The organism is Lewinella sp. IMCC34191 (assembly GCF_003390935.1).
GTDB lineage: Bacteria > Bacteroidota > Bacteroidia > Chitinophagales > Saprospiraceae > Neolewinella.
This window is the reverse complement of sequence record NZ_QNQZ01000001.1, coordinates 630,822-653,681: the sequence shown is the minus strand read 5'-3', so window position 1 is coordinate 653,681 and position 22,860 is coordinate 630,822. Positions and strand designations below refer to the sequence as shown.

General features: G+C 55.9%; 22 protein-coding genes and 2 tRNA genes. 8 read left to right on the top strand and 16 right to left on the bottom strand.

The annotated features are described in order from the left end of the window. Nucleotides 1-134 precede the first annotated feature (134 nt). Together DRW39_RS02580 and DRW39_RS02575 are read left to right on the top strand one after the other, a co-directional pair. Nucleotides 135-1,211, top strand: a complete 1,077-nt coding sequence (locus DRW39_RS02580; protein ID WP_116105412.1) for a metallophosphoesterase — start codon at nt 135-137, stop codon at nt 1,209-1,211. A gap of 1 nt (nt 1,212) precedes the next feature. Next, nucleotides 1,213-2,175 carry a hypothetical protein gene (locus tag DRW39_RS02575; protein ID WP_116105411.1) on the top strand — a complete coding sequence of 321 codons (963 nt, stop codon included), beginning with the start codon at nt 1,213-1,215 and terminating at the stop codon, nt 2,173-2,175. Nucleotides 2,176-2,184: 9 nt separating this feature from the next. Here the strand turns inward: DRW39_RS02575 and DRW39_RS02570 are convergent, their stop codons facing one another. The 5 genes from DRW39_RS02570 to DRW39_RS02550 are packed head-to-tail and all read right to left on the bottom strand — an operon-like array spanning nt 2,185 to nt 5,939. Further along, on the bottom strand, nt 2,185-2,841 hold the full coding sequence (locus DRW39_RS02570; RefSeq protein WP_116105815.1) for a DUF4159 domain-containing protein: 657 nt from the start codon (nt 2,839-2,841) through the stop codon (nt 2,185-2,187). A gap of 35 nt (nt 2,842-2,876) precedes the next feature. Beyond that, the gene (locus tag DRW39_RS02565) at nt 2,877-3,578 is read right to left on the bottom strand and encodes an RsmE family RNA methyltransferase (protein WP_116105410.1); all 702 of its coding nucleotides are present in this window, start codon (nt 3,576-3,578) and stop codon (nt 2,877-2,879) included. Between the two features lie 6 nt (nt 3,579-3,584). After that, the gene (locus DRW39_RS02560; RefSeq protein WP_116105409.1) at nt 3,585-3,833 is read right to left on the bottom strand and encodes a NifU family protein; all 249 of its coding nucleotides are present in this window, start codon (nt 3,831-3,833) and stop codon (nt 3,585-3,587) included. A 37-nt stretch (nt 3,834-3,870) separates the two neighbouring features. Continuing rightward, the gene (locus DRW39_RS02555; protein ID WP_116105408.1) at nt 3,871-4,590 is read right to left on the bottom strand and encodes a response regulator transcription factor; all 720 of its coding nucleotides are present in this window, start codon (nt 4,588-4,590) and stop codon (nt 3,871-3,873) included. Next, nucleotides 4,587-5,939 (bottom strand): sensor histidine kinase, encoded by a 1,353-nt coding sequence (locus DRW39_RS02550; protein WP_116105407.1) that lies wholly within the window; start codon nt 5,937-5,939, stop codon nt 4,587-4,589. Before DRW39_RS02550 ends, DRW39_RS02555 begins: the two co-directional genes overlap by 4 nt. 126 nt (nt 5,940-6,065) lie before the next feature. Between DRW39_RS02550 and DRW39_RS02545 the strand changes: the two genes are divergently transcribed. From DRW39_RS02545 to DRW39_RS02525, 5 genes are all read left to right on the top strand, one after another. After that, nucleotides 6,066-6,851: a GLPGLI family protein gene (locus DRW39_RS02545; protein WP_116105406.1), complete on the top strand. Its 786-nt coding sequence runs from the start codon at nt 6,066-6,068 to the stop codon at nt 6,849-6,851. A 203-nt stretch (nt 6,852-7,054) separates the two neighbouring features. Then, entirely contained in the window at nt 7,055-7,801 is a 747-nt protein-coding gene (locus DRW39_RS02540; RefSeq protein ID WP_116105405.1) for a GLPGLI family protein, read from the top strand. A 32-nt stretch (nt 7,802-7,833) separates the two neighbouring features. After that, nucleotides 7,834-10,533: an outer membrane beta-barrel protein gene (locus DRW39_RS02535; protein WP_198664762.1), complete on the top strand. Its 2,700-nt coding sequence runs from the start codon at nt 7,834-7,836 to the stop codon at nt 10,531-10,533. 191 nt (nt 10,534-10,724) lie between these two features. Then, nucleotides 10,725-10,797, top strand: a tRNA-Gly gene (locus DRW39_RS02530). A gap of 63 nt (nt 10,798-10,860) precedes the next feature. Beyond that, the gene (locus DRW39_RS02525; RefSeq protein ID WP_116105403.1) at nt 10,861-12,261 is read left to right on the top strand and encodes a hypothetical protein; all 1,401 of its coding nucleotides are present in this window, start codon (nt 10,861-10,863) and stop codon (nt 12,259-12,261) included. Here the strand turns inward: DRW39_RS02525 and DRW39_RS02520 are convergent. Beyond that, entirely contained in the window at nt 12,230-12,613 is a 384-nt protein-coding gene (locus DRW39_RS02520) for a hypothetical protein (protein ID WP_116105814.1), read from the bottom strand. The genes DRW39_RS02525 and DRW39_RS02520 overlap by 32 nt on opposite strands. Before the next feature lie 140 nt (nt 12,614-12,753). Between DRW39_RS02520 and DRW39_RS02515 the strand changes: the two genes are divergently transcribed. After that, a complete protein-coding gene (locus DRW39_RS02515; RefSeq protein WP_116105402.1) occupies nt 12,754-13,467 on the top strand; it encodes a membrane or secreted protein in 714 nt (237 codons plus the stop codon). Between the two features lie 93 nt (nt 13,468-13,560). Here the strand turns inward: DRW39_RS02515 and DRW39_RS02510 are convergent, their stop codons facing one another. The 10 genes from DRW39_RS02510 to DRW39_RS02465 all read right to left on the bottom strand — a co-directional run bounded on the left by DRW39_RS02510 (nt 13,561) and on the right by DRW39_RS02465 (nt 22,760). Then, nucleotides 13,561-14,574, bottom strand: coding sequence for a T9SS type A sorting domain-containing protein (locus DRW39_RS02510; protein WP_116105401.1), 1,014 nt, complete (start codon nt 14,572-14,574; stop codon nt 13,561-13,563). A gap of 341 nt (nt 14,575-14,915) precedes the next feature. Next, entirely contained in the window at nt 14,916-16,082 is a 1,167-nt protein-coding gene (locus tag DRW39_RS02505) for a T9SS type A sorting domain-containing protein (protein ID WP_116105400.1), read from the bottom strand. Nucleotides 16,083-16,210: 128 nt separating this feature from the next. Next, nucleotides 16,211-17,242 (bottom strand): T9SS type A sorting domain-containing protein, encoded by a 1,032-nt coding sequence (locus tag DRW39_RS02500; RefSeq protein WP_116105399.1) that lies wholly within the window; start codon nt 17,240-17,242, stop codon nt 16,211-16,213. A 132-nt stretch (nt 17,243-17,374) separates the two neighbouring features. After that, a tRNA-Arg gene (locus DRW39_RS02495) sits at nt 17,375-17,446 on the bottom strand. A 40-nt stretch (nt 17,447-17,486) separates the two neighbouring features. Continuing rightward, complete coding sequence (gene msrB / locus DRW39_RS02490) at nt 17,487-18,032, bottom strand: peptide-methionine (R)-S-oxide reductase MsrB (RefSeq protein ID WP_116105398.1); 546 nt, start codon at nt 18,030-18,032, stop codon at nt 17,487-17,489. 124 nt (nt 18,033-18,156) lie between these two features. Then, a complete protein-coding gene (locus DRW39_RS02485; protein WP_157975880.1) occupies nt 18,157-19,269 on the bottom strand; it encodes a glycerate kinase in 1,113 nt (370 codons plus the stop codon). An 11-nt stretch (nt 19,270-19,280) separates the two neighbouring features. After that, on the bottom strand, nt 19,281-20,015 hold the full coding sequence (locus DRW39_RS02480; RefSeq protein ID WP_116105396.1) for a DUF1080 domain-containing protein: 735 nt from the start codon (nt 20,013-20,015) through the stop codon (nt 19,281-19,283). 55 nt (nt 20,016-20,070) lie between these two features. Then, nucleotides 20,071-21,000, bottom strand: coding sequence for a ribonuclease Z (locus DRW39_RS02475; protein ID WP_157975879.1), 930 nt, complete (start codon nt 20,998-21,000; stop codon nt 20,071-20,073). An 11-nt stretch (nt 21,001-21,011) separates the two neighbouring features. Continuing rightward, entirely contained in the window at nt 21,012-21,395 is a 384-nt protein-coding gene (locus tag DRW39_RS02470) for an STAS domain-containing protein (protein ID WP_116105394.1), read from the bottom strand. Between the two features lie 213 nt (nt 21,396-21,608). Continuing rightward, the gene (locus DRW39_RS02465) at nt 21,609-22,760 is read right to left on the bottom strand and encodes an MFS transporter (RefSeq protein WP_255419230.1); all 1,152 of its coding nucleotides are present in this window, start codon (nt 22,758-22,760) and stop codon (nt 21,609-21,611) included. Nucleotides 22,761-22,860 lie beyond the last annotated feature (100 nt).

Sequence of the window (22,860 nt, the reverse complement as noted above, 5' to 3'; positions counted from 1 at the left end):
ACGATGGGTCGGGGTAACTAGTACTCGGCGGCTTGCCGAAGTACGTCTTACCTGCGCCCCGCCGCCCTTAACTCTTCCAAAACAACCGGCGAAGGTTAATTTTGGTTAACTTTGGCGTAACCTAACCACACCATTTGCTTTCCCTGCTGTTTTTCGGCCTGCTCTCCCTGGGGCACGATACCGTACCACCCGATGGTCCCTATCTCTTCTACGAAGACGATAAGGTGGTCGCCAGATGGGTCGATACGGAATCCCGTACGGCGCACGAGGCGGAGTTTACGGGTGAGGGCGAAGACGAATTACCCAACTTCCCGTCCTTTCGCCCCGAGTTGATTGACATCAACCGAAAGTTCGAGCAGATTACCGATGTGCACTACGAAGGCGTAAGCCGCGTTGCCGCGCTGAGCGACATTCACGGGCAGTTCGACACGGGGCGTAAACTCCTGGAGGCTAACGGCATCATCGACGACAGTTTACACTGGTCCTTCGGAGACGGCCACCTCGTGATCGTCGGGGATATTTTCGACCGCGGCGATCAGGTAACCGAGTTACTCTGGCTATTGCACAACCTGGAAATCGAAGCCGAGCGGGCGGGCGGAAAAGTCCATTTCCTGCTGGGCAACCACGAAACACTCACGCTGGAAGGCGATGACCGCTACCTGAACCCGAAATACCGCACCACCGCCAGCCTCACCGGCAAATTTTACGGGGAACTCTACGGCCCGACCTCTTACCTCGGGCGGTGGCTGCGCAGTTTACCCCTCGTGGTCGAGATCAATAATACCGTCTACATACACGGTGGGCTGAGCAAACAGATGGTGCGTGAAGTCAAAAGCATCGACCGCATCAATGAGCTGTACCACGAATACCTCATCGACGCGGACGACCTCACCGATGTGACCCACGACAGCCGCCGCCTGGAGTTGATGCACGGCGAAAACGGACCGCTGTGGTACCGGGGCTACTTCAGCCGCAACGGCTTTGACGCCCACGATATGTCTTACGTTCTGCGCAAAATCGGCGCGGAACGGATCGTCGTCGGGCACACCAGTTTCACGGCCATTCACGCCTACTTCGACAACCGGCTCATCGCCGTCGACTCCAGTATCAAGTTTGGAAACGTGGGGGAAATCCTCATTGTCGACAACGGAGACTATTTTAGGGGAACGATCAACGGGGAACGTATCCCGTTGGCGGTTTCCACTAAGTAGCATGCGCCTTACTGTATTTCTATTCTTTATCCCCCTGCTTCTACCGGGTCAAACGTCGCTGTTTGACGCACTATTTACGACCGGCGACACGGCCGTGATCGAATTGCACACCGAATGGAAAAAGCTGCTGCGCCAAAAACACCAGAAAGCGTACCGCGACGCGGAGTTCACGATCGACGGCACCCCATTCCCCGGCCGTATCCGCACTCGGGGTCACGCCCGACTTCAAGCCTGTCGTTTTCCCTCGCTCAAAATTAAGCTGAAAAAGCAGCCGCTCGTACGGGCCGGTTACAGCGAGCTGAACGACTTGAAGTTCGTCCTCCAGTGCAGTTCTAATCGGGAGGGGATTGCCTACTTGCGGCGCGAGCGTTTGCTGTATGACCTTTACACTCTCCTGAGTCCCTACCACCACCGCACCTTGCCCGTCAGACTCGTGCTGCCGCGGGGGGACACGCTGGAGGGCTTCCTCATAGAGGCGGAAGAGCAACTGGAGCAGCGGTTTGACGGCGACATTCACGAAGACAAACAGGTGAGCACCCGCGCCGTGGATCGCTCCGCCTACCTTACCCTTTGCCTGTTCAATTACATGATCCTCAACACGGACTGGAACATCTTCAACCTGCACAACGTGGAATGCCTCCACAGCAGGCAGGATGATCGCCTGATTCCGATACCGTATGACTTTGACCATAGCGGTCTCGTAGACGCCCACTATGCGGTTCCGCGTGAAGATCTCGGCATGGAATCGATTTACGAGGCGCGGTTCCTGGGAAGACACGTGACGTGGGAAGAGATTCAGGAAGTGGCAAATCACTTTCTGACACTACAGGACGAAATCACGCATCGCGTAGAAAACGAGGCGGGCCACAGCAAAGCGTACCGCCGGCAGGTGATGGATCGCCTGGAGGAGTTCTTCGCGGAATTGAAGGATAAAGAACGGCTCACCAAGCTCGTATCCAACTAAAGTATACCGCTACTGTCGGAAAGCGTATTCGATCACGTTTGACCCCATTTTGAGCGCGGCCGCACGAATCTCCGGCGGGTCGTTATGCACGGATTCATCTTCCCATCCGTCCCCCAGGTCACTAGAGTAGGTGTAGAAACAGACGAGTCGGTCCTCCCAGAACAGGCCATAGCCCTGCGGCGCCTTCCCGTCGTGCTCGTGGATTTTCGGCAGCCCACCGGGAAAGTCGTACGTCTGGTGGTAAATAGGATGATCAAAGGGGAGCTCCACGAACTTAGCTTCCGGAAACACCTGCTCCATGGCCACGCGGATGAAAGGATCCATGCCGTAGTTGTCGTCGATGTGCAAAAAGCCACCGCCGATCAGGTAATTGCGCAAATTTTCCGCCTCGGAGGAGCTGAAGACGACGTTGCCGTGACCGGTCATGTGTACCCAGGGGTAGTTGAATAATTCGGCGCTTCCGACGTCCACGGTGCCGTAGTCGGGGTCGAGGTCGGTGCGCAGGGTCTGGTTACAGAAATTGGCCAGATTCGGCAGAGCCGTGGGGTTGGCGTACCAGTCGCCGCCTCCATTATACTTCAACAGCCCGAGCCGCAGGCGGGCGACGTCCGGAGCGGAAGATCCGAGGAGAAGGGGAAGGAGGAGCAGCAGAAAGAGGTAACGCATACCGCAGTAACGCGCGGCGGTACCGATCGGATGCTTCACCAGGCCAGCATTTCTAGCGTATGGACGGCAGTTATGGCCGCCGTCTCGGTACGCAGTCGGTGAGGGCCGAGACTCACCCAGGTGAAGTCGCATTTCCGGGCCATCTCCGCTTCGGCGGGGCTGAAACCGCCCTCCGGTCCGATGGCCACGACAACGGAACCGTCCGGCCGTGGCTGCCGGGCAAGCAACGGCGTATCGGCACCACCGAGATAGGCCAGATACCGCTGGTCGGCGGAGGCCGTCGGAAGCAGCTCTTCCAGGGAGGCGGGTTCCGCAAGACGCGGCATCCAGGCCTTCAGGCTTTGCTTGGCGGCCGATTCAATAACCCGTTCCAAACGGTCGGTACGCAGCCGGGTGCGTTCGCTATGCTCGGTAAAAACGGGTTGGATCAGGTCGACACCGATCTCCGTTGCCTTTTCCAGCACGAATTCAAAGCGGTCGATGTTCTTGGTGGGCGCAACCCATAAGGTCAATTCGTGCGGAGCGCGCCGGTCTTCCTGGCGTAGCTTGTCTACGTCCAGCACACACGACCGTTTGGAAATATCCGTGATTTTTGCGCTGTACCACCCTCCCCTTCCATCTACGATGTCCAGTTCATCCCCCGTACGCTTCCGTAATACGCGGGCCGCGTGCTGGGCTTCGGAGGCGCGTAATTCATGGTAGCCCGAGACGATGTCGGGGTCATAAAAAAGCTGCAAATCAAATTAATTGACGGCCACGACGCCGGCGATCTGGGGAAGACGGGTCTTGATGGCCTGCTCTACGCCGGCCTTCATGGTCATGGCGGTCATGGAGCAACCGTGGCAGGCACCCAGCCACTTGATCTCTACGATCTGCTTGTCGCTGACGTTCACGACCTCGATGTTACCGCCGTCGATGGCCAGGTGGGGGCGTACCTCGTCGAGGGCGGCATCCACGCGGGTAATCAAACTGCTTCTTTCCTCCGGGGTCATGTAATGTGATTTAGGAACAAATGTAAACAACACTTCCCTAGGTGTCGGTTGCATCGCCCGGCAGGATAAGCCGGTAGCCGACGCCCCGCAGTGTAATTATCCGGAGATCATCCTCCACCTGCAGGTAGGTCCTCAGTTTTCGGATGTATACGTCCAGATTTCGGGAGTGGAAAAAACCGTCATCTCCCCACAACGCCAGCAGGATGTCGCGTCGCTCGATCTGCGGCTTATGCCGGTGCAGAAGGAGATAGCGCAGCAACTGGGCCTCCCGATGGCTGAGGGAAACGGACGTATCCGGTCCGGTCAGCGTCATCTCCAGGTAGTCGAATTGCAAATCCCCCAGTGCCCACTGCTCATTTTCCGGGCGGCGGGGCGCAGGTAAAGCGCTTTCGCCGGACCGCATATTAACCAGGTTCCGCATCCTGATCAGGAGCTCCTCCATGCTGAACGGTTTGCGGATGTAATCATTACCCCCCGCTTCAAATCCGGCAACCGCGTCTTTTGCCTGTATGCGAGCCGTGAGATAAAGGATAGGTAAGCGGGGCCACTTCGCACGCAGCTCCTTCCCGATTGCCAGGCCGCTGCGACCGGGAAGCTGGACGTCCAGTACCGCGATGTGGTAGTCGTTGGCCGCCTGCAGGGCCGCGGCTCCGGAACTTTCGGAAGTGAACCAGTCCACGGAACAGTCCCGGCTTTCCAGGCTCTCCTTCACGATGCGCCCCAGCACCGGCTCGTCTTCGAGGTACAAGATTCTCACGACAGGGGAATTTGCAGGCTGAAGGTGGCCCCACCCATATCGTTTCGCCGGACGCCAACCGTCCCCCCGTGGAGGTCAGCTACCTGCCGGACCAGACTGAGTCCCAGGCCGTGCCCCTTTACGGCGTGGCCGGTTCGCTCGTCCGTGATCCGGTAGAAACGCTCGAAGATGCGGTCGGACTCGGATGCGGGTATGCCCGGCCCCTCGTCCGCTACGCTGCAGGTAAAAACATCAGGACCATAAACCAGTAGCAGACGTATGACCGGCGGGGACCCCCCATACTTGATCGCATTCTCCAGCAAGTTAGAAAGGGCCAACCGGAATTCCCGCGCGTAGAATTTTACCGGGACGCTATCCCCCCTCGTAACGATTGTTGGTTGCGTTGCTCCAAGCTCGTACTGCAAAGAGAGCCCCGCCCAAATTTCCCGGGCCATTTTGGGTACGTCAACCGGTACCCGGTCCGTCTGACCATCGCCACTTTTCAGCTTCAGCGCACCGATAGCGTAATCGGCTAGTCTATCCAGGCGACTTAATTCCTGACGACTCAGCTCGATATATTCCCGTCGGCGCTCCGGTTGAGTGTCCGCCCCGAAGCGATCCAGCGCTTCGAGTGCTACGCTCACCGCGGCGATGGGCGTTTTCAGTTCGTGGGATAGATTGGCCAGTAAGGCCTCCCGGTCAGCCAGTTGTCGACGGTGTAGGCGCAGGCTACGAAAAGCGCTATACGCGGCAAACCCGAGCGCAATCAATAGTAAACAGGAGGACAGTATTTCAAAACCCAGGCTTCTCAGGACGGCCATATGGTAATCCACCATACCGATCACCGGGCCATTGCCTCCAGCCCCGGACGATAACAGACTAACCTGCTGACGCACGATCAGCGCGTGCTCCGCTGTTGCCTCCGTACGGGAAGGGAACTGCCGAAGCACCACTTGGTAGACTTCCCCCAGGCTATCCAGGTGCGGTGACAACTTTTGGCTATTTACCGTGAGGTGACGGGTGATCTTCGAAAAGGGGTTATCGGCGCGGTCTGATAATACAGCGGGCTGATCGGTCGTATCGAAGAAGCGAACGGTGACGTCCATGTCATCCTGACCGGAGGGGACATCGCCACTCACCGATAACGATCTGAATTCGATCAGGGTATCGAGCTGTACCGAGTCTGGCTGACTGGACTTGAAGAACCGTAATTGCCGGAGCAGATTATCCGTGCTCAATTGATTGAGTTCGGCATCGATGCGCTCGACCAGCAAATCGCGGGCGTCCACGTACGATTCCCGCAGGTAAGCGGAAAGCAATCCGATAACCAACAAGGTGGCAAGGATGAAGGAGGCTGCCAGGCGAGTCATAGGGGCAAGGTAAAGGCTTCCCCCTGCCCTGCGCTACCCCATTAACCTTAATTAACCCTATTACGCGTGGGTTAACCGGTTTCGCCGGTGGGCCGGTAGACCTTTGGGCCAATCAAAAGAGATACTATGCGTTTTCCCCTCCGTTATTCATCGTTCGTGTTGTTGTGTACCGCAGCGCTTTTGCCGGCCCTTGCCTGGTCGCAGGTCCGGTACGGAACCGTTACCTACACCGCTTCCCCCACTTTCAAGATGACGCCCCCGGAGGATGCGGCGCCCGAGACGGACGAGGTCGCCAAGATGCTACGCGACCTCAGTGCCGGCGGTGGTTTTGATAAGCAATACACCCTCACCTTCCGTCCGGACGCATATGTTTTCCGGCAGATAGAGAAACCGGACCAAACACTTGAGAATGGCGAAATGACCGTGACCATCCTTAGTGCCCAGACCGACGCCGAGGTGTTCTATACCGACACCCAGCGGGATACCTACCTTAATCAGGAAGCGATTGCCGACCAGTTATTTCTACATGACGGATCGGTACCGGAGATTAATTGGATGCTGCAGGAATCCACCATTCCGGCTTCCGATGCTACGCTGGGATTCCAGCTGAAGACGGCTACGGCCACTACGGCGCGGGGCGATAGCCTGACGGCGGCGTACGCCCCTGCCCTGCCCCTAGCATTCGGCCCGAGAAATTACTACGGACTGCCGGGAGCCATCCTCCAGCTGGATGTCTGCCGGAATGAATCCTGTACCCGATATCGGGCTACCAACCTGACGCTCAGTACCGAAAACCCGGACCTTTCACCACCGACGGAAGGAAAGCGGGTTTCCGGGGACCGGTTCTACACCTTGCAAGACAAGTTTCAGGCCCGGAAGCCTTCCTCGACCAGGCAGTTTATTCGGCAATGATCGCATTCTCGAGGGCAGAATGCAACCCGGCAGGGACAGGCACCGTCCCTTGGATAGCGGGCCGGCGGGAGTTCAGATTTCCAGTTTTTCACCGCCGGTGGTGGCCAACCATCCAGCAATTAGGCCCAATCGTCGATTAGACACGCCACTGACCGAAGGTTCCGCATCCTAAGTCCTAAATTGTAACAAACTGAATTTGTTATATGCCCCTCAGAATCATATTCTTTACTATTTCGCTGGCACTCAGTTCCGCTTGGGTACACGGTCAGATCACGCACGGCACCATTGACTACCTCGAGCACCGGGATGTCCAACTGTGGGATGGGATGTCCCTCGATCAGAAAAAGCGGATGGAAAAGCTTAAGGAAGAAGGCGCTTTTGACCGAACGGGCCGCCTGACCTTTAATGATGAAGCTTTCAGCTATCAGCAAGTCCAGCAAAAAGTAGATCCTAACGACCGGCGCGGCTGGATGGGCCGGCAGACCGAAAATCCGGACGTTTACTATACGAGCATCACCGATAGTATGGTGACCGATCAGCGGCAAATCATGGATCGCACCTTCATTATGGAGGATAAATGGCTCCGCCCCGAGTGGGAAGTACCCGACAATCAGCGCGCCAACATGGCCTACACCCTGCCTAGCAAGGTTGCCTACGCGGTATCGGAGCAGGGCGACACCCTGACTGCCTACTTCACGGAAACCATCCCCCTGGGCGTGGGCCCGCAGGGTTACGGCGGACTGCCCGGGGCTATCGTTTATCTGAAAGTCCAGAATGAGGGCAGCTTCACTGAGTATACGATGCAAACCATGCAGCCAAACCCGGCTGAACTCAAGTTGGACAAACCCAGCGAAGGAGATAAAATCAGCCGGGAGAAATTCAAAAAAATCGCCGCCAAGCGCCAGGAAGTAATGGAACGGCGCCAACGCGGATGGGAACGACAATGGTAAGTTACCTGAATCCCCTTAAACCACCCAGTATAATGAGACACTATTTATTCTTTCTGCTGCTTATTGGCAGCGGCCTGATCCATGCGCAATCCGATATCAGTGCTACCGTTGTCGACACCACGGGTACGACGCTCCCCGGTGCCAACGCGATCCTGCTGCGGACGTCCGATACCCTATTGACGTCTTTCGGAACGACCGACAACAAGGGGGTATTCCTGATGGAAAAAGTACCCGCGGGAGAATACCTCCTACGGGTAACCTTTCTGGGCTACGAGCGGCCCGACCAGGAAGTCACGGTTTCCGAAAGCGACCAGTACCTCGGCCTCGGAGAGATCGTACTCTACCCTTCCGGTTATGAACTGAGCGGCGTCCAGGTGACCGCCGACCGGATCCCCATCCGCATGAAAGGGGATACCATGTTGTACGACGCGGCGGCCTTCGCCGTCGGTGAGAATGCCAAAGTGGAGGATCTCCTGCGCCGCCTGCCCGGTATGAGCATTGATGCCAGCGGGCAGCTTACCTGGCGGGGCAAGCCCGTTCAGGAGGTAATGATCAACGGCAAACCCTTCTTCGCCGGCAACGCCAGCCTCGTCACGCAAAATCTCGACGCGAAGGCCCTGAAGAACGTCGAGGTTTTTGACCAGAAATCCGACAGCGAAGAGATATCCGGAATCGACGACGGCCAGGAGAACACCACCGTCAACCTGGAAATGAACGAGGAATTTAAGGCTAAACTTTTCGGGGAACTTTACGGGGGAAGCGGCGTGGCGGCTGGCGACGACGACCTGCGCTATGATGCGGGTGGTAAGCTATTCCGAATCAGCGACGCCACCCAGCTCGGTATTCTCGGCACGATCAATAACGTCAACCGCGTAGGCTTTTCCGGCGACGAGCTGATGAGCTTTAACCAGAATTCCGGGCGCGGCAGCTGGTTCAGCACCGGCGGCGGGGGACTTCCGTTTTACGACGGTGGCCAGACGCCGGGCCAAAACCGAAGCATTGCGGCGGGCATCAACTACGGAAAGACGGTGGGCGAAAACGGTCAGCTCACAATGAATTATACCCTCTTCGACCGCCAGCAAACCCAAATGGTAACCGAGCGGCAAGCTTTTACGCGCACCGATAATGAGCGGACCATCCTCTCCGATCAAACCGATGCCCTCGGCCGCTACAGCCATTCCCTGGGTTTTGAATACGAACACGATCTGGACACCATCAGTCGACTCAGTATTGAAGGCTCCGGCACCCTCTCCGGCAACGATAATATAAGCAGCGCGGTGACCAAGGTCACGAATGCGACCGGCGCATCCCAGACCTATACCGTCAATGATATTAACGACGGTCAAGTACCCAGCGGCGACCTTGACTTCCGCTACAACCGCCGCCTTCCGGGCAAAAAGGGCCGCACCTTTGGCGCAAACGCGGAAGCCTCCTACCGCGAAGATCAGTCCGACCTACGCGTAATCGTGGACGGGCTGGATGAATCTGATGAGGACATCTTTATTCCCGGTTCCCTTCAGAACGGTACCCAGATTCAAAACCGTCGCACGAACAGCCTCGCGGTAGACGCGGAAATTGACTACACCGAACCGCTATCGAAAAAACTGCGCTGGGAAACCGAAATCGGAGGAGGTTACGACCGCGACGAAGGCGACTACCGCTTCCGTCTCGATGAGGGCAATCAAACAACCAACCTCCTTACCCGCGGCTGGAGTAATTATCGGGCGGGAACCAACCTCGTGCTCAGTTACGGGGAGCGCAACAACGTACAAGTCGGCGTCGACGTCGAACAAGACCAACTGGATATTTCCGGCGATACGGCTTACATGCGCGACTATACCTATCTACTCCCCAGTGCACGGTGGCGCGTACAGGCCGGTAAGGCCAACCTTTACCTTAACTATAGCGCCGACGCGCAGGCCCCGTCAGTTAACCAGCTTCAAACCATCGCGCGACCTTCCGTGACCGGACGGGTCTCCGTTGGAAACCCCGACCTCGATCCCGCGGTACAGCATAGTCTGTGGAGCGGTATGTGGTTTAACGATCAGTTCCGCGCTATCTCCCTGAATGCTAACGTCGGCGGTTCCTACACCGACAACGCCTTCGGCAACAGTCTGACCTTTACCCCTAATCAGCAAATCTACCAGACCGTCAACGTCAGCCACGCCTGGTCCAACAACGTCTATTTGGGCTCCGTTATCGGGATGGCCTTTATGAACGGAGAACTACGGGCCAACGCGCAAACCAACGGTAGCGTCGGGCAGGGTTTCGTGGACGGCGTAGCCCGCACCAATACCTCCCGCAATACCAGCGGTAGTGTCGACCTTACCACGGAACTGAATACCAAGTCGTTCATCAAGGCGGGATACACCTATGCGCATAGCGTAAACAAATTCGACGACGACGAGAGTGTAGACATCGTCACCGTCACGCACGACATCGTCACCCAGGTGGAACTGGAGTTTTCACCCGTCTGGCGCCTGGAGACGCAGTTCCTGTACCGCATCTTCGAAGCCGCGAGCTTTGCCAATGCGACCAATATTCCCGACCTGCAGGCTGCCCTGGAAATACGTCCCTTTAAGAAAGCCCAGCACTACTTTAGGATCACGGGTCGCGATCTGCTCAACAATAACCTGGTCATTAACCGGCAAGCCCAGGCATTCGTCACGACCGAAACGCAGAGTAACGGCTTAGGACGTTACTTCCTCGCTACCTTTCACTACCAGCTGTAATTACCAGCGCCGACATTTCCTGGCGGAAGGTGGTTTCCATAAGTCACTGGGGATCAGCCTACCGCCCGAGGTCAGGTCAAGAAGGATGCTTTGGCGCACAAATTTCTTTCGGATACACTTGGCTAAATGCCTTGCATCGCCCTATATTTGCACCGCTTTAGAAATAAAGCATGGCTGAGCAGCCAGCAGACGCGGATGTAGCTCAGTTGGTAGAGCGCAACCTTGCCAAGGTTGAGGTCGCCGGTTCGAACCTGGTCATCCGCTCGAACGAGACGAAGCCGCTTCTCCCCGGAGAAGCGGCTTTTGTCGTTTTTATACCTTCGCTCCGTGCTTCGACCAGCCCTCCCCTACTACCGTCCGGCGCTGCTGGCCTTACTGGCCTGCGGCTTAGTATTGTGGGGTATCACCTACGGGTACAACCGACCGATCTTCCTGGATGAGGCCAATCTGGCCCGTAACCTATACGATCGGTCCGTCGGGGAACTCTTCCTACCTCTCGACCACGAGCAGTACGCGCCCCCCCTCTATCTCATACTGACAAAAGCACTTGCCGGGGTATTTGGCTACCACGAGTACGTGCTCCGCTTACCCGCTCTGCTGGGTGGATTAATTAGCGTGGCCGCCCTTTACGCCGCGTGCAGATCCCTGCATCTCGGCGTATGGACGCTGCTACCGCTCGGGCTTCTCTTTACCAATCCTACGGTCCTCCGCTACGTAACCGAATTCAAGCCCTACGGCATTGATCTCGCCGTAGCCGCCTGCCTGCTCGCGTGGGAGATTCGAAGGACCAACGGGCAGTGGTTAGCCTGGACGGTCGCCGGCGTTGTACTTCCCTGGCTCTCGCTCCCCTCGGTGTTCGTGCTGGCCGTAATCGGGCTGCGCCGGTTACGCCAAGATTGGCGGTGGTCACTGATTATACTGACGTGGCTCGGATCGTTCGGAATCCTGTATACGCTCGTTTTGAGTCCGTCGGTGGGCTCCTCGTACCTGAATGATTTTCACGCGGAGTACTTCATGCCCCTGCCCCACGACGCTGCATCCTTTCGCCACGCTTTCCGCTTGAGTTATTACCTCCTGCGTTTATTCTTCGGATTTACCGTTGTAGCTCTGGTGTGGGGAACCGTCACCGCCCTTACCGGCATCTTCGTAGGCGAGCTGCGCAGGTACACCTGGCTGCTGGCGCCACTGGGGATCGTGACCCTCGCATCATCTTTGCAGCTCTACACGCTCATCGATCGGCTCATGCTGTTTGCCCTGCCAGGCGTCTGGCTGTTCACGGCTCTTTGTGCTGCATATATCTTCCGCCGTCTTTCCGGTTGGCAACGCATCGCTTACGTCCTCATGACGGTCGTGGCGCTAGGCGGTACCAATATCTACCGCGCCGTAATTCGGCCCTATCGCTTCAGCGACAGTCGGGAATTGGCTGCGTGGGCCGGGCGCTATCCTTACGTGGCCGACAAAAGTGCCGTACCGGTACTCGACTATTATCTCCGGGTTAAGCCCGAAACTGGCAGCGAAATCAACGTGAACCGCCCCCCCGTGGGAGCGGATTTTCCTACCAGCGATGTAAGCGTATTATTCGACGGCACCAATAACGCCATAACGAGAACGGCCGTCGATAACTACAGGAAAAGGGCGGCGGAGCGCAGGTGTAATACAGATTGGCAACCGCTATTCCGTACCGGGATTCTGACGATTAGATGTCCCGAACCGAATTACGATCGGTAACGACTTCCACGAGTTCGCGTAGGAACTGCACTTGTCCGGGACTAAGCCGGTTTTTCAGGGCATCCTTGATGGTAAGGAAGGTGCCGGATTCCAGTTCTTTCAGCCGCTCTTTAATTTCGCCGGCGTCCTCGTACAGCATTTGCTTTAGACTGGGGATTTCGTGCCAATCGCCCTCAACGGCAATCGCTTCCTCCCGGTCTTCGGCGGGTTCCAGGCTGATCAGGTCCGGATTATCAACTTTGAGATCCCCGCCGGGAAGCCCCCACTCCTCCGATTGCTGCGTCAGAAATACCTCCAGTCCGCGTTCGCGGAAGCGGTAGATGATCAGACGTGCTTTTTTTCGTAGTCCCATATATATGGAATGTGGTGCGGGGAATTCGGTTGCGAGGATACGTTCGTTATCTATAGATAGCATCCACGATAACAAATGTTTGTACACAAAGATACAACGATGCGCGTACCCCCGGCGTTTCGCGGTAACAAACTACCGTAATGAAATTACTTGTCTTTCTACTATCCCTGGCCCCGGTCGTAGGCTTCGCCCAAACATCGGATGCCGATATTGACGGAGCGTGGTCGACCACCTTCGAAACGGGCGACGGGGCAACCAATCAACTTAGCATGATCATCCAGGATGGCTACTTCGTGATGACCGCCTACAATGAAGACAACCAGCAATTCATCAGCACCTTAGGTGGCTCGTATGAAACTACCTCAGACAGCTTTCTCATCCATTACGAATGGGATAGTTCTACCCCGGCGAACGTCGGGCAGGATCAGGGAATGGGGTACATCGTCAACGACCACCTCCTCGTATTCAACGGCAACCGGGTATGGCAACGCGTCGATGATGGGGAAGGCCCCCTGGCCGGAGCGTGGCAGATCACCGGCCGCAAACAGGACGGAGAGATGCGTCGCCGTACTCCTACTGGACCGCGCCGCACCATGAAAATACTATCCGGTTCCCGCTTCCAGTGGATTGCCTACAATACCGAGACAAAGGAGATGCTTGGCACCGGTGGCGGTACGTACACCTCCACGGCCCCGCAATACATTGAAAAGATCGAGTTCTTCAGCCGGGATCCGGAGCGTGTGGGCGATCAACTCAGCTTCGATTACAAGATCCGCAATAACGAATGGCATCATATGGGCTTCAGCAGCAAGGGCGACCCCTTATATGAAACATGGGGGCACCGATCCGAGTAGCTTTGTGCAACTAATGGATATCGATATTACACTAACAAGGGCCCACGTCACCGACGCGGGCCCTTGTTGATTGGTTCCGGAGGTTTTGAATTGCTAATGGTGAACCACCAGCCGCTGCGTCTTGGCATTGCCAACCTCCCCAACGAGCCGCACCAGGTACACCCCGGCCGCTACCGCGGTGACATCCATACCCTCCCGATTGACCTCGGCCGCCGCGTAAGAACGGACCACCCGTCCAGATACGGAGATCAGGTCGATACTCCGGATGCCATCTGGCACGGACATCCGCACGTAGTCAGTCGCCGGATTCGGGAACATATGGAACTCCTGTACGGATTCGTCACTTCCTTTTACAAAGACCGTGTTGCTGTAATCGAAGGTACCGGCGTAGTCCAGTTGCTTGATGCGGTAATAGGTACCCCGTACAGGCCAGGCAGTAGATACGGAATAGTTGACGTTATGCGCCCCGTTCTCCCGGTAGGCAATGTCACTTACCTTTTGGAAGGCGCCCCCCGGCACCATCTTCTCTAGTTCGTAGCCTGCAACGTCGACTTGATCGGCTACGGACCATTGGAGCGTCAGTTGCTCACCTTTGGGGTTGAAGGTAAGCGGATCAATCCATGAAACGGGCGCGGCAGCGAGAATGTTGACGGTAGTAAAATCGCCTGTACTACTGGCTTTATAAGCGCGATATTCGAATGAGGTGCCTGCAGCTCCGTAAGTCACTTCTATTCCGTAAGCAGAATTGACACCAAATAGATAATTCAGCTCGGGTGAATTTTGCTGAAAAAGATAGGTTTCGTCAAGCTTCAGGTTCGATACCGTATTACCCTTATAAATCTTTACAGTTAATATAGTTCCTTCACCCGCAAATTGCTTAATATTTAAGGTAACTCTATTCCCGCCCCCCCCTCCAGTCGGCGGATTACTGCAACCGGAAAATCCCCCGCCTAATTCCGCGCTCCCGGGACTACCGGCAGGGAATTGCTTTAGCACTTCTTCCATATTAGAAGACGAAGTGCCACCGATGATCGCACAAGTTTCCTGTGCTGTAAGCATGTTGCCCAGCATCCATACCAGGATACTGCTGAGTAAAAGTCGTTTCATAGTAGTAGTTAGCAAGCCATAAAATTCACTGATCTCTATACCACGAGATCTGCTGTGATGGCGCAATATTATTGCTTGCTTGACTCCTACATTTCTAAAGTTTTATAATTGTGGCCCTTCTTTATGCTAGTCCCAAAACTACGTACACCAGAAGGAGAAATTGGGTTGCTAATAATTGAGCTGTCTTCTGCAACCTAAAGTCAAGCCGCGAAAATGTAGCCGATGTAGCGCGTTCGAGTGCATGTGTAGATCTCGACTATATAAAAGCGACAGCCCATGCAAGCAAGTTGCATGGGCTGTCGAAAGGCTATTCTCCGCGGAGATTATTCGCTACCGGGAATTTAGTGATTCACGACCAAGCGCTGCGGTTTTGCAGCGCCGGAGTCGCCGACCGGGCGTACAAAGTACATACCGGCGGAGACCTGGCTGACGTCCAGTCCTTCGCGACTCGCTTCGGCGGCGGAATAGGAGCGAACGACCTGGCCGGAGGCCGAGATCAGGTCGACCGAACGAATGTCTTCCGGCAAGGATACCCGGACGAAGTCGGTGGCGGGGTTGGGGAACATTTTGAACTGCTGCCGGGCTCCGTCATTGCCCGGAACGAAGACCACGTTGCTGTAGTCGAAGGTACCGGCGTAGTCAAGTTGCTTGATGCGGTAGTAGGCACCTTGGTCTATCCAAGGGGTAGCAATTGAATAGTCTACTTCAAGACTGCCGTTTTCCTGATAAGAAATTTCAGCAATCTTGGTAAATGGTTTATTTTCGACTGAGCGCTCCAATTCGTACCCGGATACATCAATCTGGTCAACTACTGACCAGTTTAGCTCAATAGACTCCCCGAGAGGTCGGTAAGTTAAGTCTTTCGTCCAGCTTACCGGTGCGGCGGTACTGCTGATTTTAAATGTAACTCCTCGACGTTGGAACCCGTCGGGATTACCGTCCCCATCGTATTTCTGTAAATCACTTCTCCAGGTGAAAATTCCCGGCTCATTAAATACGAAAGCGTAACCGACGTCCACATTAGCCGGGACAATGTAAGCAGTAGGCGCGGGTCCTCCAGCTTCCTGAATATTTATAACACGCGTACCCAGACCTGGTTGGTAAATATATTGACTTCCTATGGCACCTTCACCTTGCTCCTCCACACGAATAAATGATAAGGTTCGTCTGTTAGTCGTATTGTTCTTGGTCAGGCATCTGCCGTAGGGTTCTCCAATATTCAGACGGATGGTATCGAATCTATTATCGTTAAAGTAATCGTTGATCTTGGATGCATTTGTGTTATCACAAGGATTACCAGGCACACTCTGAGCGCTTACGGCAGAAACGGATAGCATGAAGTAAATACAGAGAAATACTAGTGTAGTTTGTCTAATCATAGTGTCTTGGTTGATGGCATGCAAAGCAAAGTTTGGATTTGCCAATTTGTGTCGCCACAATATAACCTTGACCGTATTCGACTTTTGGCCGTTCTGGCAGCGGAATGCGCTTCGAATGTGCAAATTCATCAGAACTAGGGAGCATTCAGTGGTGCCGCGCCAATGCTTCAATATTCGTCAACGATCCCTACCAAATGCAAAGAGCCCACGTACCAATGGCAAGTGGGCTCTCCGGAAATGTGAAAAGATCTTGGGTACTAGTGATTTACCACCAAACGCTGGGTCTTCGTAGGTCCTTCCGCCGAAACAGAGCGAACAAGGTAGACCCCGGCCGAAACCTGGCTGACGTCCATGCCTTCCCGGCTAACCTCGGCAGCGGTGTAGGAACGTACCAGTCGACCGGAAGCGGAGATGAGGTCCACGCTACGGATGTCTTTCGGTACTGACATGCGTACGGTATTTGATGCAGGATTGGGGAACATCGAGAATTGCTGTACGGCGTTGTCGTTGCCTTTCACGAAAACGACGTTGCTGTAATCATAGGTACCGGCATAGTCCAACTGCTTGACGCGGTAGTAAGCACTGCTGGCGGGCCAGGACACTACGGAAGAGTAGTCTACTTCCAGGCTTCCGTTTTCCCGGTAGGCTACGTCGGCGACTTTTTCGAAGATCCCGCCTTCTAGCATACGCTCCAGTTCGTACCCGGAAACATCAACTTGCTCGGAAACGGACCAAGTCAGTTTAACGTTTTCACCAAATGGCTCGTAGGCCAGATCCTTGGTCCAGTTGACCGGCAAATTGGCTGCGACAACGGCAAACTGCACGGAGACGTTCGGCAGCTCCTTTTGCCTGGGAGTAAAGGGATTGCGGAAACCGCCGGTGCTGAGCTCGAAGGTACCCTGGGCGGTCGCGGTGATGCTGATACCGTTCAAACCCTGTTCGAGTATAACCGAGCGTGCCCCGGTACCATTGTCTTCTTCTATATCGAACTCGTCTTCCAGAACGCGCGTATCGTAGTACTGAAAACGACCGACGGCACCCTGTCCGGCCTCTTCGACATTATTAATTGTCGCAAAGCGAAGCGAGTTGGGGTTAAGCTTGTTAAGGCAGATGTTGTAGGTTTCACCCACTTCAATAACAACCGTGTTGTTACGATTGCTGCGGAAGTAAGCCAGGGCGTTTTGACGACTGGCGACATCACAGGGAGTCGTCGAATCTTGAGCGAGCGCAACGGAGGGTATGGCAAAAAGCATGGCCAGCGTGCAGCCGAGGAGTAAAAGTCTTTTCATAGGTAGTTAGTTAGCTTTGTTTAGGATGCCTGATGATAATAACAATGTTAATTATCGGGCAAGGCACAATATAAATCTAAAAGCTAACTCCCTACCCTAGTGTTCACCCCCATCGGGGTCTTAACACAAAAGTAGCCCCAGCAAGACTCGAACTTGCATTTTCGGTTTAGGAAACCAACGTTCTATCCCTTGAACTATGGGGCTATGCCTGGCCAGAACGGCGGGCGGGCGGCAAATATACGACTTACAGATCAGCCTCGGGAACGAAGTTCAGCGCTACCCCGTTGATGCAGTACCGCAGGCCGGTAGGCTGGGGGCCGTCGGGGAAAACGTGCCCCTGGTGTCCGCCACAGCGGGCGCAGCTAACTTCCGTGCGTTCCATGCCGTAGCGACGGTCGACCTCTTCTTCTACGTACTTGGCATCGATGGGCTCGTAAAAACTGGGCCAGCCGGTCCCGGATTCAAACTTCGTGCTGCTGCTGAAAAGCGGCAGGCCACATGCACGGCAGGCATAAACGCCGGCTTTTTTATTATCGTTAAGCGGGCTGCTGAAACTGGGCTCCGTTCCGTCCTGGCGCAGAACGTTGAATTCCTGATTGGTCAGGATCTCCCGCCAGTAATCGGTAGTGGTATCGAGTTCCTCGACGGTACCGTCGGTTGGCGGATCGTAGCGATAAGCGGGCATATTAGGTTCCACGCTGGAGGCCGTATCGGAACTGCTGACCGTGGTTTGGGACGTCGAATTACAGGCGAGCAGTACGAGCAAGCCGAGAGAAAGGAGGAATCGCATAGAAGATGTATTTACCACCTAACAAGTGCGTGGCGGCAGACGGTTCACCGGGATAAAGGTCCGTCAGCTGCCTGCCCTCCGGTGGACGTTTCATTACCTGCGCTCCGACGCCCTAATCTTCCTGCTACTTGAATGCCGGCCCGTGGTCCCGGCAGTAGCGAAATACTTGCTCCTCGATCAACTCCGCCGCCCGGGTAAATTTTTCGGTGAGCGGCAACTCTGGGTATATATCCAGCGAGATCACGGCCTTTGCACCGATGTCCTTAGCCGAAACCGCGGCGTGGCCGCACACGACTACCGTCGGCCGACCGGATGCAATAACCTCCGAAACCACTTTCCCCCGGGCCGTTTGCCGATCCAGCGAACCTTCACCGGTAAATACCAGATCGGCCCGCCGAGCGGCCTTTTGAAAGTCCAACGCTTCCAGGATGGTAGCGGCGCCCATTCGTAAATCGGCGCCTAAAAACGCCACGGCTCCCGCACCCAAGCCCCCGGCGGCGCCGCCCCCCGGAACATCGGTAACGGAACGGCCGAGATCTCGCGCCATAATTTCACTAAAGGTCCGCATACTCGCTTCCAGCTCAGGCAGGCGTGGGACAGCCGCCCCCTTCTGTGGAGCGTAGGTATAGGTTGCTCCTTCGGTACCTAACAGCGGATTGTCGACATCGCAAAGCGCGGTGATCGTAGCGCCAGCCAATCCCGGATGACGATCCCGCACGTCGATCCGCGCGATTCGTCCAAGTGTTCCGGCCATAGGTACGATCTCGTAGCCTTCAGCGGTAAAGAATCGGAAGCCCAGGGCGGCGGCCATGCCCGCTCCGGCATCATTGGTCGCACTCCCCCCGAGCAGCAAGGTAATCTCCGTGGCGCCGCGGGCGAGCGCGTCGTCGAGCAGGGTACCTACGCCGACGGTAGTGGTGTTTTCCGGGTTACGCCTCGGCGCAGGTACATGTTGCATGCCACAGGCCGATGCCGTTTCAATGACGGCTCTACCTGCTCCAAGATAGTATGCCGCTTCTACCGGCCTGCGCAGGGGACCGGCAACCGTAAGTTTCCGTTTGCGTAAGCCGTAGGCCTTACCGAGTAATTCCATGCTGCCCTCCCCGCCGTCGGCGAGGGGCAGAAGTTCCACATCCGCCCTGGGCAAGGCGCGATGTACCCCCCGTTCAATAGCTCGGGCAGCCTGGCGGGCGGTGAGGCTTCCCTTGAACTTGTCGGGACAAATCAGGACGCGCAAGCCGGTTCCTCCTAGAGTTCCCGTACCCAGATGTTCCGGTAGGCGACCTCGTTGCTGTGGTCCTGCAGGGTAATGACGTCATCGCCGTGGGCTACGTAGTGCGGTAATCCGATGTATTCCGTTGGGCCCTTTATTTCGAAGTTATTCTGTACCACCACGCCATTCATGAGTAGGGTGACGTAGGCCGGACGAATCAGGATACCGTCGGCGTTGAAGCGGGGAGCCGTGTAGATAATATCGTAGGACTGCCAGTCCCCCATCGGCTTAAGCGCATTGACGAGAGGGGGCGTTTGCTTGTAGATGGAGCCGGCCTGGCCGTTGGTGTACGTGTCGCTGCCTTCGCTTTCCAGCACCTGAACTTCGTAGCGGTCCTGGAGAAAGATGCCGCTGTTGCCCCTACCCTGCCCTTCTTTGCCGGGCTCGTTGGGGCTACGCCACTCCACGTGCAGTTGCATATCGCCAAATTTGCGCCGGGTAGATATGTTACCGGCACCGGGCTTGACCACCAGCGCGTCGCCTTCGGTATTCCATTCGGCGTCCCCACCGGAACTCGAGCTTACCCATTCGCTTGCATCGGCACCACTTCCGAGCAAGATGATGGCATCCTCCGGAGCCTCGCCAAGCTGAGCGCCTGGCTTTACTTTGGGGGGCACGGGCTCATAGAATTCCGTGGCCTTCGGATCGGAGATCTGGGCCTGGACCGAATATCCGGCAACGAGTATAAATAGAAGAAGGTAATTACGCATGATTCGATTGTTCTGGGGGCAATTTAGCCAAATCATGGTAATTCGATCGCGGCGGCTAATTCCGTCCGGCATAGGGAACGGTGTACCGGTACAGATCGCGGGCGGCAGCCGATTGGGGGAATACGGAGCGGGCTTCCCGTTCGTGATCGCTGGTATCGGTGTATCGGGCACTGAAATGTCCCAGGACCAGTCTCCCTACGCCTGCCTCTTTTGCTATTAGTGCGGCTTCCCTTGCCGTGGAATGCCCCCGCTCCCGTGCCTCCGCGGCCATTTCATCCAGGAAGGTCGCTTCGTGGTATAACAGATTCACTCCCCTGACCCATTCGGCCAGTTCAGGGAAATATTCCGTATCCGAGCAATACGCGTACGAGCGTGGCGGTGGTGCGGGTACGGTAAGGCTGGCATTCGAGATGCGTTCGCCCGCATCCGTGATGAAGTCCGCCCCTCTTTTAATCTCCGCGATTTGTTGCCAGGGGATGGCGTATTGGTCGATTGCCTCCTTGACCATATTGGATTCCCGCTGACGCTCCCGGATCACATACCCATTGGTCGTGATCCGATGGCGAAGCGGAAAGGCATAGATATCAACGTCGTCCGCAGAAATCAGCTTTGTCAAGCCATTGGCGGACCGTTCCTCGAAGGTTACATCAAAAGGCAGGCCGTAGCGGTCCAGTTCCAGCAACGGGGCAATCCGGGCGCGTAGTCCGGGCGGGCTGATGATGCGCAGACCATCGGTACGCCCGTTCAGGGCCAGACTGGTGAGCAGACCGGGCAGGCCGAAGTAGTGGTCGCCGTGCAGGTGCGTAATGAGGATCAGTTGGCACCGCCCCATTCCCAGGCCGGCGTCTTGCAGACGCATTTGGGTTCCCTCGCCGCAGTCGATGAGGATATCCGTGGTTTCACTGCGGAAAAAATGACCGGAGGGGTGGCGGCGGGGACCGGGCAAGGCACCGTTGGTCCCCAGGACCGTTACTTCAAAGCGCACCGTAGCGTCGGTTATTCTTCGCCGGGCTCGGCTTGCATATCGCGTTGTAATTCTTCCATGAAGATGAAATCGACGGCTTCACTCATGGTGGGCAGGATGGTCAGTACCGTATCGACTTTACTGATCTCGACCAGGCGTTTGACGGCCGGGTGCTCGATTCCCGTAACTACGAAGCTGCCCAGGTTACTCCACAGGCGGCGGGCGGTTAGAATGGCGCTCAGACCCGAAGAGTCCACGTACTTCACGCCGCTCAGATCGAGGATAAGATTACTGATACCCTCGTTCGCGAGGATGACAAACTCGGACTTTAACTGAGGCGCTACGGCGGAGTTCAGATTATCTTCTTCCGGCTTGATGACACTGTAGCGGTCCTGTTTGTCTATGCTGAATTTCATTGGTCAATTTTTCGTCGTTAGCAACCACAAATGTATGGAAAAGCCCAGGAATACCGTACCCGCCGGATAAAGCTAGTAAGAATTTACTCCCCCCGCCGGGATGGACCGTGCATTCGCTCTATGTATAGCCCTTAACCTTCCCCAAAAGTCCAAATACAAAATACCTGCAATTGGACCTGGATCCGATCGCTGCCCTCAGACCTGGCCCAAGCGCTAATCTTTCACCCTCAGGTAACCGACGGACAGAACGAACAGCAGAAACATCAACACGGCGACTACCCCCAAGCCTACCCGTAAACCCACTACTCCGTCGAAGGGACCTATTCCGCCGGGCAGCAGTGCATTTTGGTAATCCGATACGAACCCGATAACCGGCGGCCCCCACAGAAAGGCACTGTAGCCTATCGTACTGACCGAACTGATGCCCACCCCGGATCGCAAACCCGGCAACTTGCTGGCCTGGCTAAACAGCACGGGTATCACATTCGACAATCCCAACCCCACCAATCCAAAACCAGCAATCGCAATCACCGGTGTAGGGTACAGAATCGCGGCCATCACACCGAAGAGGGCGAGTAAGGCTCCGCCGGCAACGACCAGGCGAGAGCCAACTCTCCCGCGGATGTTGTCTCCAAAACTGCGCCCTACCAGCATAGCCCCGCTGAAGGCCGCCTGTCCGAAGGGGGCGATCGCTTCGGCACTGCCCGTGACGCGGGTCATATACAGCGGCGTCCAGTCGGCCATGGCTCCCTCACCTATCATGGTACACAGCGAAGCCAACCCCAACAGAATGATGGCCATTCCAAATCGATTGCCCCCACCGGCATCCTGAGAACTTGATTCAGGCTCGTCGCGCAAGAAATTCCGGAGGGCAAACAGAGATAGTCCCGTGGTGATCGTCGAAATAGCCACCAGGTGTAAGCCTAAATCGAGACCTGCCCAGATAAATCCGGCCGCCACTGCCGCTCCAACGAACATACCCCCCGAAAAAAAGGCGTGGAAGGAAGAAGTGATCGGCGTACCCCACAATTTTTCGACTTCTACCGCCTGGGCATTGATGGCCACATCCATAACACCCGTCGAAATCCCCACCAACGGCATGAGAAAAAGTAGAGCGGTATACCCCGGCATGAAGCCCATCAGGGGGACGGCAACGATAAACAAAATAGTGGATGCGATGGCCAGTCGACGGCTACCGTTCTTGACGATCAGAAATCCGGCCAGCGGCATGGCAATGAGGGATCCGATGGCGAGGCTCGTCAGTACGAAGCCGGTCTGCCCGTTATCCATCCCGTAGATTTCCTGTAGTCTGGGGAGACGGCTGGTCCAATTGGCATAAACCAAACCGTTTATGGCAAAGGCCAGGGCAACGGCAAAGCGCGTTCGGACCAGGGAGGTAGCGTGTTCGATAAGACGACTATTCTGGCGGGCAAAACTACGTTTAACGGACTACTTGTTTGCCACC

Excerpts from the sequence above, each read along its gene's own strand:
- DRW39_RS02575 (WP_116105411.1), top strand. The coding sequence starts at position 1,213 with ATGCGCCTTACTGTATTTCTATTCTTTATCCCCCTGCTTCTACCGGGT.
- DRW39_RS02570 (WP_116105815.1), bottom strand. The coding sequence starts at position 2,841 with ATGCGTTACCTCTTTCTGCTGCTCCTCCTTCCCCTTCTCCTCGGATCT.
- DRW39_RS02560 (WP_116105409.1), bottom strand. The coding sequence starts at position 3,833 with ATGACCCCGGAGGAAAGAAGCAGTTTGATTACCCGCGTGGATGCCGCC.
- DRW39_RS02550 (WP_116105407.1), bottom strand. The coding sequence starts at position 5,939 with ATGACTCGCCTGGCAGCCTCCTTCATCCTTGCCACCTTGTTGGTTATC.
- DRW39_RS02545 (WP_116105406.1), top strand. The coding sequence starts at position 6,066 with ATGCGTTTTCCCCTCCGTTATTCATCGTTCGTGTTGTTGTGTACCGCA.
- DRW39_RS02540 (WP_116105405.1), top strand. The coding sequence starts at position 7,055 with ATGCCCCTCAGAATCATATTCTTTACTATTTCGCTGGCACTCAGTTCC.
- DRW39_RS02535 (WP_198664762.1), top strand. The coding sequence starts at position 7,834 with ATGAGACACTATTTATTCTTTCTGCTGCTTATTGGCAGCGGCCTGATC.
- DRW39_RS02520 (WP_116105814.1), bottom strand. The coding sequence starts at position 12,613 with ATGGGACTACGAAAAAAAGCACGTCTGATCATCTACCGCTTCCGCGAA.
- DRW39_RS02515 (WP_116105402.1), top strand. The coding sequence starts at position 12,754 with ATGAAATTACTTGTCTTTCTACTATCCCTGGCCCCGGTCGTAGGCTTC.
- DRW39_RS02510 (WP_116105401.1), bottom strand. The coding sequence starts at position 14,574 with ATGAAACGACTTTTACTCAGCAGTATCCTGGTATGGATGCTGGGCAAC.
- DRW39_RS02505 (WP_116105400.1), bottom strand. The coding sequence starts at position 16,082 with ATGAATTTGCACATTCGAAGCGCATTCCGCTGCCAGAACGGCCAAAAG.
- DRW39_RS02500 (WP_116105399.1), bottom strand. The coding sequence starts at position 17,242 with ATGAAAAGACTTTTACTCCTCGGCTGCACGCTGGCCATGCTTTTTGCC.
- msrB (WP_116105398.1), bottom strand. The coding sequence starts at position 18,032 with ATGCGATTCCTCCTTTCTCTCGGCTTGCTCGTACTGCTCGCCTGTAAT.
- DRW39_RS02480 (WP_116105396.1), bottom strand. The coding sequence starts at position 20,015 with ATGCGTAATTACCTTCTTCTATTTATACTCGTTGCCGGATATTCGGTC.
- DRW39_RS02470 (WP_116105394.1), bottom strand. The coding sequence starts at position 21,395 with ATGAAATTCAGCATAGACAAACAGGACCGCTACAGTGTCATCAAGCCG.